The following is a 13,480-nucleotide window of genomic DNA, read 5'->3' as shown; positions in this document are numbered from 1 at the left end:
TAGGACGCAAGGTTTTCATCCTTGAAACAGGAGTTCGATTCTCCTAGGGACTGCATCTAAAACTTTATAGCCAAAACGGCAATAAGGTCCCTTCGTCTAGTGGTTAGGACGCAAGGTTTTCATCCTTGAAACAGGAGTTCGATTCTCCTAGGGACTGCATCAAAAGCTCTCCATAACGGAGAGCTTTTTTTATGACTGATATTTACTTTCTCGTATAGCCTCTTTATCTTTTCTGATAAAAGAAAAAGATGGAAACCTACGAACACCTCAGTATAAAAGAATGGGCTTTGGAGGATCGTCCGCGCGAAAAGCTGATTTATAAGGGACTGGCCTCATTATCTGATGCTGAATTATTAGCTATTTTAATTGGTTCAGGAAGTACTAAAGAAAGTGCCGTTGAGCTATCAAAAAAAATTCTGAAAGATTGTCAGAATAACCTTAATATCCTTGGCAAGAAAACTGTAAATGATCTAAAAACTAATTACCACGGTATCGGAGAGGCCAAGGCTATTAGTATTGTCGCATCTTTGGAGTTAGGTCGCAGGCGCAAATTGCAGGATACAGAAGCACTAAATAAGATCTCATGTAGTAAAGATGTTTGTGATCTTTTTCAGCCGGTATTGGGAGACCTGCCTCATGAGGAGTTTTGGATATTAATGCTTAACCGCTCCAATAAAGTAATTGCTCAGAACAAAGTTAGCCAGGGAGGGATATCTGGTACAGTTATAGATGTACGCTTAATTCTTAAATCAGCCATAGATCATCTGGCGTCGTCCATTATACTATGTCATAATCATCCAAGCGGGAACCTGCAACCTAGTGATGCTGATACTAAAATAACCAAGAAAATGAGTGAAGCAGGGCGCATTATGGATATTCCGGTTTTGGATCATATTATTGTTACCGACAATGGATATTTCAGTTATGCCGATGAAGGAATGATATGAGGTGAAAATGCAAATTAGCAGATATAATCGAAATGAAATTGAAGACGGCAAATGGGACGCTTGTGTTAAAGCAGCAATCAACGGACATGTATTTGCTCAAACATGGTATTTGGATATTGTAAGCCCGGAATGGGAAGCAGTAGTTTTGAACGATTATGATGCTGTTTTGCCTGTGCCGGTAAAGCGAAGTATAATTGGTAAGCAACTGATTAATCCATATTGGACTCCTTACCTGGGAATAATAAATAAAAAGCCCATTGACAATAAATTGATATTGGAAATGCTAATGCAAATTAAAGTAAAGCATGTTTGCTTAGTGTTGAATAGCTACAATAAATTGCCTGATTTTATATCTGCTCTGCTAAAAAAACGACAAATCGCTGTATTGGATTTAATAAGGCCGATACAGCATATAGAAGTGCAGTTTGACGGGCAATTAGAGAAAATAATCAATGATTACCGGCATAAAAGAGTATCAGTAGTAAGGTCGTTAGATGCAGGTGAGTATTTGGCTTTTGTTAAACGTAAAAATGTAATTTCCAGAGAAAGAGAATTAGATCAGTTACTTCCGATAATGAGTTTTGCAATTCGGTATAAGAATGCCGGGGTTTATGCGGCATATGATGGTCATAATGAAATGATGGCCTGTGCTTTTTTTCTTAAAGCCAATAATAATTTATCTCTGGTGCATTCAGCAGATGTAGATAGTGATTCATGTGGCGTTAAAGCGATAGTCTATCACATATTGAAAAATAATGCAGGCTCTAATTTAACGCTCGATTTTCCATTTAATACAAAGAAGCTGGGAAAGTTATTCACATCGAATCGTCACCATTGTATGATATATGAAAAAGGCCTACCTCGATGGGTAAGCCTTTTTACTCGTTAATATTTTGTCTCACTTTCCCAATTCATCATGCAGTAGGAAGTCTTTTACTTCCAGAAATGCTTTCTCAAGACGGATCATACGATCGATCATAAACTTCATCACTTCGGGCCACTGCTCCTGGCGATACATGTCTGCTGGAGCCAATTCTTCATACACCCGGCAAACATCCCGTCCTTCTGTTTTTGTGTAAAGGTAATCCCATACAAGTGGAGAGCCATATTCAGTTTCGAAGATGTTTTTACAAGCTTCCAGTTTTTCATACAACTGTAATCGGCGATCTTCGTTTCGATGATTGATCTCCAGTGCAACAATAGCTCGTTCCCGGTTAATATCGAATCGCAGATCCAGACCTTTAATGCCGGTCTCATCAAAGATCCATTTGATTTTCTTGCCTTTTTGACCCGGCAATCGTCTGGTTCGGTTTTCAAGCTTGTGCCAGAACAGTTGTCGTATTTCTTTCGCCTCTTCTTTCGAAAACATTGCTAACCTTTTATTTGTCTTCAGACTTGTTTTTCAAAAGCAAAAATAGCAGATAAGCACAACCTAAGCCAATTAATAGCATGCTGATTACTTCCATCGCACCTTTTGTGCTGTGGATCATACCAAAGCCGGCTATAATCATTAAAATGGCTGCCACTGCAAGTTTTTGTTTCATCGCGAGCCTGTAAATTAAAAGGAATAACGCATGCTGGCTGTTAAACGACTGTTGCTAAAACTCTCTGTATCGATAGGTTTAGCATATTCATCGTACTTGAAATTTCCATCAACGTCAGTGCCGCCATATGCAGCTACCACATACATCCATTCAAGTCCAAACCAAACTTTTGGAGCAGCCATAAATTTAACACGCGGAACTATAGAATACATGTTGGCAATATTACCACCGATGTTGTAGCCAGCTAATGGCGTTGCTTTATCAAACGTACCTAAGTTCTCTGTGTAACCAAACAAGATTCCTGGCTTTACTTTTTTAGCATTTGATTCTATATCAGCCCAGGTTGAGAAGTTCTTAATGGCGGTATATTCGCGTTCCGTGGTGTTATTCGTTTTCTCTGCAAAACCTCCCAGTAAAACTACATTAGTCATACCAGCTGAAAATAAGGCCTCGGTTTTAAATGTGAATGAGCCAAAGTTTTTCTTTAGTGAACCTGTAAAATAACCACCTTTAGCAGTTTCGTCGGTCTTTATACCAGTGTTGGGATCTGCTAATGAAGGTTGCAGTACTTTATATCCCCCTGTTAAAGCAGCAAAGAAGTTATCTGATTTGTATTTTAATTGTAAAGCTGTTTCAGGAACAATTGTATTCTCAGAAGCCTCGTGCATACCTTTATCTAAAAAGTCGTTTTGTTTCATTAAGAAACCAATGACTTCAAGGTTATTACTTAACTGATGACCAACGCGTATCATTGGCTGACGGTTAAGCGGGTGATAAGGAGTACCACAACTTAGATTTACTGTGCTGGCAAAATTTTCAGTGATAAACAGTGGATGCCAGTATTGACCAAACAGCAAGCTGGTTTTATCCCAGTTTAAGCGAATAAAAGCATGGCGTAAACGGAAATTCACATCCTGATGACCTGTTGCTTTGTCTCCCAAAAAATCTCCCTCTATAAAAGCAAAACTTTTGGCACCAAACATATCCGGCCCGCTAACACCAATGTTAAAGCGGCTAAACGAAGCATCAATATCAGAATATGCATGATCATTTAAATCATTGCCTTCTGCATCAAAACTTGCTGGTTTTGGGAACAGGTAAATATTTCCATTTCTAACAGCAACGCTTTGGCGCGTATCCATGTAGGCATTAACACCTACAAATCCATGTATTTCAACCTTAAAAGGTTTTTTCTCCTGAGCTAACACTAATGTTGTAATAACGGTGATTATTACGACAGTTAAAATTCTTTTCATTTTTAATAATTGTCTCCTGTATAATGTTGTTTTTACCGATGCAAAGCAACAAAAAAGCCTAGTTATGTGCAAGCTGCTTTGTGCCTTATATTCATGAGTTTTGTTACTTTATTTTAAAGAACGAAATGGATTTATTTAGCATTTCAGACTGACGTGATAATTCCTCTGAGCTGGATGCCATTTCTTCGGATGAAGCAGAGTATTCAGAAGTAATGCTGACTAACGACTGTATTGCTCCGTTGATATGGTTAGCTCCTGCCTCTTGTTCTTTACTTGATGCATGTATCTCACGTATCATATGAATTATATTGGAGATTTCAGGTAACAAATCCTTCATTGCCTGCCATGATTTTTGGGCAATTGCCAAACTATTTTCTGATAATTCATCAATATCACTTGCAGCTGTCTGAGTGACTTCTGATAGTTTACGAACTTCAGTAGCGACAACCGAAAAACCCCGTCCGGCTTCACCGGCGCGTGCTGCTTCCACTGAGGCATTTAAAGCCAAAAGGTTGGTTTGAACAGCAATCTCCTTAATGATTGCCACCTTGGAAGTAATGTTCTGCATGGCTTCAAGGCTGTTCTCTACCGTTGTCTGTAGCTCATTGATTCCTTTCTCCGTTTCGCTCGCCGTTTTTTCGGTGTAAGATGCATTATTGGCATTGGATTGTATGTTGGATACCATCTCTTCAATGGAAGATGATATCTCTTCAGTCGATGCCGCCTGAGAATTAGCTCCGTTGGAAATATGTTCGGCAGATTGAGACATTTGCTCACTGGCTGCTAATACATTATTGGAGCCATTTATTATCTCATTCATTATCTCTTTCAGCTTCTTCGTTGTTTTGATCAATGATTCCTGAAGCTTACCAATTTCATCATTATGAGTTTTTTTGATCTCCGTCATCAGGTTGCCGTTTGCAATGGCTTCGGTCGATATCGAAAGATCAACAATGGTTGATGCAAAGCGACGCCCAAAGTAAATAATCAGGATAGAGAATAGTATCAGTACTCCAACAATAATAGCAGAGGTGATAATAATACCGCGCCTGATTTCTTTTAGTTGAAAGGTTTTTTCAGCATTGACAGCTTTCTCAATATCATCTATATAATTACCAGTACCGACTATCCAATTAAAAGGTTCAAAATAGGCGGCGTAACTTCTTTTGGGTACTGCTACTTGTTCACCCGGACGGGGAAACCAATATTCTGAATAGCCATCTCCACTTGTTGCCGATTTAATGATATCCTGAATCAGGTAGTTTCCTTTTTTATCCTGTAAATTCCAACGACTTAATCCTTCCCGTTCTTCATTGCCCGGAAGTACTACATTTATTCCTTCCTTGGTGTCGACCCAAAAGTAACTGTCATCTCCATATTTCAAATTTCGAATAACCTGTTTGGCTAATTTAATGGCATTTTCCTCTTCAATGATGCCTGCTTCAATTTCAGCATTAAATTCATGTAACAAGCTGACCACAGTTTCTACTTCATGCTTAATGAGTTGATCAAAATCGCTGCGAAGCATCTCCTCCAAGACCTTAAGTTCTTTCTGTTGAGTTTGATAATTAATATAAGCTGATGGAATTGTGATTGCCATAGCTAATACAATTAGCATTCCCAACGAAAAAACGATGATTTTCGTTGTAATTTTCATTTTAAAAGTTTCCGATTAGTAATAGCCCCCTCTACGCAGTCGAACTAAAAAGGTTTACATTTATTTCTGAATTCGAATGAATTAAGTCGACCAGTCAGTCGGGATTTTTAGATATGTTAATAGCTGAGATAAAAATATCACTTTAATATTCAGATTTATGGGTCTTATTTGCTATTTTGAGCCGGATTTTACTTGTATTACCATCATAATGATGATGTGTAATAAGGAATGAGGAAGCAAATGATTTAGATATCCAATCTTATAAAAATGAAGAAATTTTTTGAATTCTTGACGGCTTATTGGTTGATGGGCAGTCTGTTACTGTTCCTGGGAGCCGTTTTAGGTGTCGCAACTTTTATTGAGAATGATTTTGGGACAAATGCCTCTAAAGCATTGGTATATAATGCCTGGTGGTTTGAACTGGTGTTCGTTGTGTTGGCGATAAATATGCTTGGTAATCTTATTAAATTTAAGAGTTTTAGCCTTAAAAAATTACCCGGTTTGGTGTTTCATTTAGCATTTTTATTGATAATTGTAGGTGCAGCCATAACACGTTATGCAGGTTATGAAGGCATGATGCACATTCGCGAAGGAGAAGAGTCGAATAGTATTTTATCAAGCGATCAGTTTGTTAGTGTGCAGGTTGAAGCGGGTGATTATCAAACTAACGATAATGAACATGTGCTCTACTCAGTTGTGAGTCCAAATGAGTATAAATCAAGTTTTTCGACACCTCAGGGAAAATTAAAGTTACGGAGCGATCTTTATATTCCACAGGCTGCATCTCGTACTGTTGAAAAACCTGGTGGTAAACCTGCTATTAGTATAGTTTTATCGGCAGCATCCGGCCGTCAGGAGTTTTCGCTGTTTGAAGGTGACGAAGTAAAAGTAGGTGAACACCGTATTGCATTTAATCCGGAAAAGGAAGATGGACAAACTATCGTTCTGAGTGTAATAGAAGGGATGCCTCACTACAAACCTTCTGTTGAAGCCAGCATGATGCAAATGCAAACAGGCAATTCTCAAACTTTTGCTGCTGACTCCATTCATAAACTGTTTAATGGGGTTTTATATAGTGTGGGAGATTTGAAAATGGTATTGACCAATTACATTGAAAGTGCAGTTATTGAACCGGTTTCTGTTGAGGGGGATCAAGGACGTGGCTTACCTGATGCTATTAAATTTGTCGCTGAATTAGGCGATAAGCGTAAAGACTTCTTTGTATTCGGACAAAAGGATGTGTTAGGAAAGCCTCATGTTGAAGAAATTAATGGTGTTAAGTTTACAGTGACCTATGGTGCTAAAACCATTCGTATCCCGTTTTCATTACATCTGAATAAGTTTGAACTGGAACGCTATCCGGGAAGTGAAAGTCCAAGTTCATTTGCCAGTGAGGTTACTTTACTGGATGAACGAACTGGCTTAAAAGAAGATCGTCGCATTTTCATGAATAATATCTTAAACTATCACGGGTATCGCTTTTTTCAGTCATCATACGATATGGATGAGAAAGGAACTGTTTTGTCAGTTAATCGCGACTGGTGGGGTACTCTGCTGACCTATGCCGGTTACCTGTTATTAACACTCGGGATGTTTGGTGCATTAATTGCTCCAAATACGCGCTTCCGTCAATTAATCAGGCGGACAGGTGAAATCTACAAGCAGAAGCAGAAAATTACCTTATTGCTGGCATTGCTAATTAGTGTGCCGGCTATGGCGGATGAACTGAATCCACCTCATCCGGTTAGCCAGGAAACTGCTGAGGCTTTCGGCAGACTTTGGGTACAGGATAATGGTGGACGGATGAAGCCACTTAACACACTCAATAGTGAAGTAGTTCGTAAGTTGGCTAAGCATCACACTTTTAAAGGCTGGTCGGCTGATCGAGTAATCTTAAGCATGATGATTGACCCATCCTATTGGCAAGCGATACCAATGATCACTGTGAAGCATGATCAGATGAAAGGTATGTTGCAGATTAGTGGTAAAAAAGCAGCTTTTAAAGATTTTTTCACACCCAAAGGAGAGTATAAAATACGCAAGCTGGTTGAAGATTCTTACCGAAAGCGGCCTGCATACCGGAATAAGCTGGAGCAGGAAGCTGTGAAAGTAGATGAGCAGATTAATGTACTTTATATGTCGCAAATGGGGAGCTTTCTGAAGCTTTTCCCTCAATCGACAGATGCACAGGCCAGCTGGTTGACACCTGGTGCCAAAGCCAAAGGAATGTCGCAAGAAGATAGCCTGTTAGTACGTAATTTGTTTGGGATGTATATTGAAGCAATCTCATCGGGAAAGAAAGAAGAGGAAGCTACCTATGTGAAGGCTATTGCTGATTACCAAATGAAGTACGGTCAGGAGATACTGCCATCAGAAACCAAGAAGGATATTGAAATATTCTATAATAACAGCTCATTATTTATGAGTTTAATGCCATATTTTCTGGTATTAGGACTCGTTTTACTATTCTTCCAGTTAACAACGCTGGTAAAACCAAAGTGGCAGTTTAAGTGGATTGTTCGTGGAGGATTAATGCTGATTGTGGTCGCTTTTATTGGTTATACCCTTGGGTTGGCTATTCGATGGTATATTTCAGGACATGCTCCATGGAGTAATGGGTATGAATCGATGCTGTACATCGGATGGAGTACTTTACTTGCGGGTTTGTTGTTTAGTAAGCAAAGTCCCATAGCACTGTCAGTTACTTCTTTTTTCACTGGTATCATCTTAATGGTGGCACATCTTAGTTGGATGAATCCTGAGATTACGAACCTTGTGCCGGTGTTGAAATCTTATTGGCTGACAATACATGTGGCGATTATTACAGCCAGCTATGGCTTTTTAGCATTGGGAGCTTTACTAGGTTTTCTTAATTTGATATTATTCGGGGTTAAATCAACAAAAACCAATAAAACATTCTCATTAACCATTGAGGAACTTTCCTCAATTGCAGAAATGTCGATGACCGTAGGACTATATTTCTTAACCATCGGAGCCTTCTTAGGTGGAGTATGGGCCAATGAGTCATGGGGACGTTATTGGGGTTGGGACCCGAAAGAAACCTGGTCGGCCGTTACCATTTTGGTTTATGCTTTTATTCTACATATGCGTTTTATTCCGGGTATGCGTGGATTAACCACTTTTAATTTCTGGTCGGTGATTGGATTTGCTTCCGTTATAATGACCTATTTGGGTGTTAATTATTACCTGGCCGGTATGCACTCATATGCCAAAGGTGATCCGGTGCCTATTCCGTCATTTGTTTATTACACGGTTGTGGTGATTGCTGTAGTCTCCTTTTTTGCCTACTATAATGAAGGAAAAGTGCAGCGGGCATTAAGTCCTAAAGAAAAAGATGGAGAAATAGAGTAGATATAAATGTATCATTATCATATGAATGGCTGGAAACCTAATAAGTTTTCAGCCATTTTTTTATTTTTTCGGCAAACAAATTGTTTGAATCCGTTGTTTAGGAATCATAACAAAATTATAGAACAAAATGGCAAAAATAACATTTAAAGGTTCGCCGGTTAGCACAGCAGGTGATCTTCCAAGAGTAGGGGCAGAGGCACCTGAATTTTCTCTGGTAAAGACTGATTTAAGCGATGTATCTTTAGCAGATTATAAAGGAAAAAAAGTTGTACTAAACATCTTCCCAAGTGTTGATACAGGTGTTTGTGCAGCCTCAGTGCGCCGTTTCAATGATGAGGCATCGAAACAGGATAATACAGTTGTTTTATGTGTTTCTCGCGATTTACCATTTGCTCATTCACGTTTTTGCGGAGCTGAAGGTTTGGATGAAGTGGTATCACTGTCAGAGTATAAAGATGAAGTATTCAGCCAGAATTATGGGGTAAAAATGACTGATGGTCCATTGGCTGGACTATTGTCACGAGCTGTTGTTGTGATTGATGAAAATGGTAAAGTAAGTCATAGCGAGCAGGTAGATGATATCGTTAACGAACCAGACTACGAAGCGGCATTAAAAGCCTTATAAAATAATTAGTTGTTTAGTTTTATTCATAGAAGGGGAGGTGTTGCTACTGCGGCACCTTCTTTTTTATTGATTTAGTAAGAGGAGCTATGGTTATAGGAACATTCTGGTGCTTCCTACCTGATTTTGAAATGAGTGATCGTTTCTGCTATTCTTTACTACCAGTTTTCAAAATGTGATACTATTTCAGAAGCTTATTTCTATATGAATGCAAGATGTGACAGCGTTTCAGATGTTGTTTTGTATCTGATTTTAAAATGAGTGATCGTTTCAGCTATTCTTTACTATCAGAATTCAAAATGTGACTCCAATTCAGGAACTCATTTCGATATGAATACAAAATGGTATAGTGTTTCAGATGTTGTTTCCTACCTGATTCTGAAATGAACGACCGTTTCAGCTATTCTTTGCTATTAGTTTTCAAGATGTGATATCATTTCAGAAGTTTATTGCTATATGAATGCAAGATGTGACAGCGTTTCAGATGTTGTTTCCTACCTGATTCTGAAATGAGTGATCGTTTCAGCTATTCCTTGCTATCAGTTTTCAAAGTGTGACACCATTTCAGAAGTTTATTGCTATATGCATGTAAAATGAAGCAGCATTTCAGGTGTTGTTTCCTACCTGATTTTGAAATGAGTGACCATTTCAGCTATTCTTTGCTATCAGTTTTCAAAGTGTGACACCATTTTAGGAACTCATTTCGATATGAATACAAAATGGTATAGTGTTTCAGATGTTGTTTCCTATCTGATTTTGAAATGAGCGACCATTTCAGCTACTCATTGCTATCAGTTTTCAAAATGCGATACTATTTCAGAAGCTTATTTCTATATGAATGCAAGATGTGACAGCGTTTCAGATGTTGTTTCCTATCTGATTTTGAAATGAGTGACCGTTTCAGCTATTCTTTGCTATCAGTTTTCAAAATGTGACACCATTTCAGAAACTTATTGCCAAATGAATGTAAAATAAAGCAGTGTTTCAGATGTATTGTAATATCCTGATTTGCACCTTGGCTATATGACGAGGCATTCTCGTGACTATGAGCATCATCCGCTCACCTGCTGACTATTAGCAGTGTATAAATGTCAGCTGGTGAGTAAGAAAGGGAAACAATTCTCGCTTAGTGGCTTTTTATAGGCTTATCGCGAGAAAATGTTGCATCTATTGTTTTCTTTCCCCACGATAACGCAGAACTTGTTCTGAAATAACCGGATTACCACATATTTTCATTCACTCAAATCGGTGAAAACACTTTCTGCGAAAATCTGCGTCATCTGCGGGCTGTGAAATTCCGCTTGCGGAATTAAGCTAAATCCCATTCCTAAAAAAATCTTCTTCCTTAAGACTTACTAATCGTCTTGATGCAACAGTTCTTAATTGAATGGCATAACGTTCATTACTTTTCTTTTCGTTGAGTTCTTCCGGTAAAGCATTAATAAACTTTTCGTAATATATACCAGCCTTTTTAGGGTTCTCCAGCGCATAGTCATAAATTGTTGCTATGTGATAAAGGTATTGACTCGTTTCTGGTGCATATTCATAAGCCAATTGATAGTATTTTACTGCTTCGTTGAAATGATTAGTATCAAAATGCATGAGAGCAAGCTTTACATTTGATTTCTCCATTAATGCAGGCGAGGGCTTTATAAGCTCCTGGGCAAGTAAAAGAAATTGTTTTCCATCGAGTGGTTGATTTGACTGACCGAGTGAAGCACCAAGAAAGTAAGCTACCTCCGGATCGTTATCCTTTAGTTTCATGGCTGATTGAAGATATTGAGCGGCTTTGTCATAACTCTCAAGCCGGTAAAGCGTAATACCTAAATGTTTCGTGGTAATAAATGAGCTGTCACCTTGGTTCTTTAATCGTTGAAACATCACCTTTGCATTGTGATTTGAACCATTTTTGAAATTAGCTATTCCGGCTAATAACAGAAAGTTCCGGTTGTTTTTCAGTTTGTCAATATAAGGCATGCACAGCTCATGACATTCGACATACTGTTTTTGACCGTTATAAAGCTGTCCAAGTCGCAGCGCAATTTTCAGGTTGTCAGGATACAGTTGAAGAATGACATTATAAACCTCAATGGCAGCTTCGTAATCTTTTGACTTTTGATAACTCTCGGCCAATAAGAGGTTGATATTATAATTCAATGAATCTTGCAACACGTACTTGCCAAGTATATCAATATTGGCATTGTAGTTTTTGTAAAAATTGTTGATCTCGGCGAGCCTAATAATATTTGTAATATCATAGGGTGACGTCAGGTATCTGTTACTACAAATTGGTAGGGCCTTTTCGTAGTTACCTGTTTGAAGGTAACAGCGGCATAGTAAATCCTCATGTTTTGCAGGTAGTTTGGTTGAATCTTTTAACAGGCAGTGGATTGATTGATCAGGATAGCCACATTGCTGATAAGCCAGGGAGAGGTAATAATTTTCTTCGATGCCAAGTTTATTAATTCGCTTCTCCAGTTGTGTAATGATATCCGCATAATTACCTTCTGAAAATAAATGCTGTATGCTTTGTGCATGGAGTGTACTCCATAAGGAATTAAAAAATAGTGCTGAGATAAATAAGAGGGTCTTCAGTTTCATAGTTATTTATTTGTGACTCAAATATAACTAAAAACTTAGTTGAATAACAAGTGTTAAGTTGAAAAATAAAAAAAGGTTACTAATCAATTGACTAGTAACCCTTGGGGAATTTCAGGAGTATGAGATACATACTCTGATAATGATCTGTTTATGGAATTGGTAAATGCTCAGGACCTTCTGGTAAATGAACAGGTGGCTCCATTGGTAAGTGAACTGGCTTTTCCGGCTCAACATATTTGTCATCGCTGCTGCAAGAAGTGAAACCTAAACCAACTAAAAATAAACCTACTGCTAAAAATGCTTTTAAATTTTTCATGACTCAAATATTTAATGATTACTAATTATTTACATTACAAAGATGCAGCGTAATGGGCTTTAATTTTAGCCTTATTGGTCCATCTATTACTCCAATAAGGTCAAGTTAATGGTATGTGAATCATGTATATATGTATATAGACTCAAAGGTTGCTAACCATTGAGTCAACAACCTTTGTGTTATAAAAAGTCTTTATTAACGTTTCATCCATAATTAAAAAGGATCAACCACAGGAGGGGGAAGCGGCTGAACAGGTTCCTCTGCCGGTAAGTGAACTGGCTTTTCCGGCTCAACATATTTATCATCACTGCTGCAAGAGGTGAAACCTAAACCAACAAGAAATAAACCTACTGCTAAAAATGCTTTTAAATTTTTCATGACTCAAATATTAAAATGATTACTAATGTTTACATTACAAAAATGCAAGGTATTGGGCTTTAACTTTAGCCATATTGGCCCATCTGATACTCCAAAAGGGCCAAGGTAATGGCATGTGAATCATACATATGTATGCAAACACAAAGGTTGCTAACTATGCAGTTAACAACCTTTGTTTATAAAATTCCTTACTAACGTTTTGCTTTTAGATTAAGCAGGGCTTACTGTTTATGGAATTGGTAAATGCTCAGGACCTTCTGGCAAATGAACAGGTGGCTCCATTGGTAAGTGAACTGGCTTTTCCGGCTCAACATACTTGTCATCGCTGCTGCAAGAAGTGAAACCTAAACCAACAAGAAATAAACCTACTGCTAAAAATGCTTTTAAATTTTTCATGACTCAAATATTAAAATGATTACTAAATGTTTACATTACAAAAATGCAACGTAATGGGCTTTAATTTTAGCCTTATTGGTCCATCTATAACTCCAATAAGGTCAAGTTAATGGTATGTGAATCATGCATGTATATAAATACAAAGGTTGCTAACTACATAGTTAACAACCTTTGTATTTATTAAAATGCTCTACTGTCGCTTCATCCATAATTAAAAAGGATCTACAACTGGAGGTAGGGGTTTCTCTTTAATTGGTGGAAGAGGTTTCTCTTTTTCCGGAATATCCGGCTCAACATATTTATCATCGCTGCTGCAAGAAGTGAAACCTAAACCAACAAGAAATAAACCTACTGCTAAAAATGCTTTTAAATTTTTCATGACTCAAATATT

General features: G+C 38.0%; 13 protein-coding genes and 1 tRNA gene. 5 read left to right on the top strand and 9 right to left on the bottom strand.

Going from position 1 to position 13,480, the window contains the following annotated elements; translation table 11 throughout:
- The first annotated feature begins 85 nt into the window (after window positions 1-85).
- From AC4MRQ_RS12870 to AC4MRQ_RS12860, 3 genes are all read left to right on the top strand, one after another.
- Window positions 86-157 (top strand) — tRNA-Glu (locus tag AC4MRQ_RS12870).
- Between the two features lie 91 nt (window positions 158-248).
- The gene (radC, locus tag AC4MRQ_RS12865; protein ID WP_491198087.1) at window positions 249-947 is read left to right on the top strand and encodes a RadC family protein; all 699 of its coding nucleotides are present in this window, start codon (window positions 249-251) and stop codon (window positions 945-947) included.
- A 7-nt stretch (window positions 948-954) separates the two neighbouring features.
- A complete protein-coding gene (locus AC4MRQ_RS12860) occupies window positions 955-1,836 on the top strand; it encodes a hypothetical protein (protein WP_491198086.1) in 882 nt (293 codons plus the stop codon).
- 9 nt (window positions 1,837-1,845) lie between these two features.
- On the opposite strand, the gene AC4MRQ_RS12855 is transcribed toward AC4MRQ_RS12860, so the two are convergent.
- The 4 genes from AC4MRQ_RS12855 to AC4MRQ_RS12840 all read right to left on the bottom strand — a co-directional run bounded on the left by AC4MRQ_RS12855 (window position 1,846) and on the right by AC4MRQ_RS12840 (window position 5,404).
- Window positions 1,846-2,316, bottom strand: a complete 471-nt coding sequence (locus AC4MRQ_RS12855; RefSeq protein WP_491198085.1) for a DUF4268 domain-containing protein — start codon at window positions 2,314-2,316, stop codon at window positions 1,846-1,848.
- 10 nt (window positions 2,317-2,326) lie between these two features.
- On the bottom strand, window positions 2,327-2,491 hold the full coding sequence (locus AC4MRQ_RS12850) for a hypothetical protein (protein WP_491198084.1): 165 nt from the start codon (window positions 2,489-2,491) through the stop codon (window positions 2,327-2,329).
- Window positions 2,492-2,505: 14 nt separating this feature from the next.
- Window positions 2,506-3,747, bottom strand: coding sequence for a hypothetical protein (locus AC4MRQ_RS12845; protein WP_491198083.1), 1,242 nt, complete (start codon window positions 3,745-3,747; stop codon window positions 2,506-2,508).
- Between the two features lie 103 nt (window positions 3,748-3,850).
- On the bottom strand, window positions 3,851-5,404 hold the full coding sequence (locus tag AC4MRQ_RS12840; protein WP_491198082.1) for a methyl-accepting chemotaxis protein: 1,554 nt from the start codon (window positions 5,402-5,404) through the stop codon (window positions 3,851-3,853).
- Between the two features lie 267 nt (window positions 5,405-5,671).
- Here AC4MRQ_RS12840 and AC4MRQ_RS12835 point away from each other — a divergent pair, with 267 nt between their 5' ends.
- Complete coding sequence (locus tag AC4MRQ_RS12835) at window positions 5,672-8,776, top strand: cytochrome c biogenesis protein (RefSeq protein ID WP_491198081.1); 3,105 nt, start codon at window positions 5,672-5,674, stop codon at window positions 8,774-8,776.
- A gap of 127 nt (window positions 8,777-8,903) precedes the next feature.
- A complete protein-coding gene (tpx, locus tag AC4MRQ_RS12830; RefSeq protein WP_491198080.1) occupies window positions 8,904-9,401 on the top strand; it encodes a thiol peroxidase in 498 nt (165 codons plus the stop codon).
- 1,311 nt (window positions 9,402-10,712) lie between these two features.
- On the opposite strand, the gene AC4MRQ_RS12825 is transcribed toward tpx, so the two are convergent.
- From AC4MRQ_RS12825 to AC4MRQ_RS12805, 5 genes are all read right to left on the bottom strand, one after another.
- A complete protein-coding gene (locus AC4MRQ_RS12825) occupies window positions 10,713-11,999 on the bottom strand; it encodes a tetratricopeptide repeat protein (RefSeq protein ID WP_491198079.1) in 1,287 nt (428 codons plus the stop codon).
- 148 nt (window positions 12,000-12,147) lie between these two features.
- On the bottom strand, window positions 12,148-12,315 hold the full coding sequence (locus AC4MRQ_RS12820; RefSeq protein ID WP_491198077.1) for a hypothetical protein: 168 nt from the start codon (window positions 12,313-12,315) through the stop codon (window positions 12,148-12,150).
- A gap of 213 nt (window positions 12,316-12,528) precedes the next feature.
- Window positions 12,529-12,693, bottom strand: a complete 165-nt coding sequence (locus tag AC4MRQ_RS12815; protein ID WP_491198078.1) for a hypothetical protein — start codon at window positions 12,691-12,693, stop codon at window positions 12,529-12,531.
- A 228-nt stretch (window positions 12,694-12,921) separates the two neighbouring features.
- Window positions 12,922-13,089, bottom strand: a complete 168-nt coding sequence (locus tag AC4MRQ_RS12810) for a hypothetical protein (protein ID WP_491198077.1) — start codon at window positions 13,087-13,089, stop codon at window positions 12,922-12,924.
- 211 nt (window positions 13,090-13,300) lie between these two features.
- Entirely contained in the window at window positions 13,301-13,468 is a 168-nt protein-coding gene (locus AC4MRQ_RS12805) for a hypothetical protein (protein WP_491198076.1), read from the bottom strand.
- Window positions 13,469-13,480: the final 12 nt, after the last annotated feature.

The sequence above is a fragment of the Carboxylicivirga sp. genome, from assembly GCF_982718395.1.
This window is presented reverse-complemented; position numbering and strand designations above follow the sequence as displayed.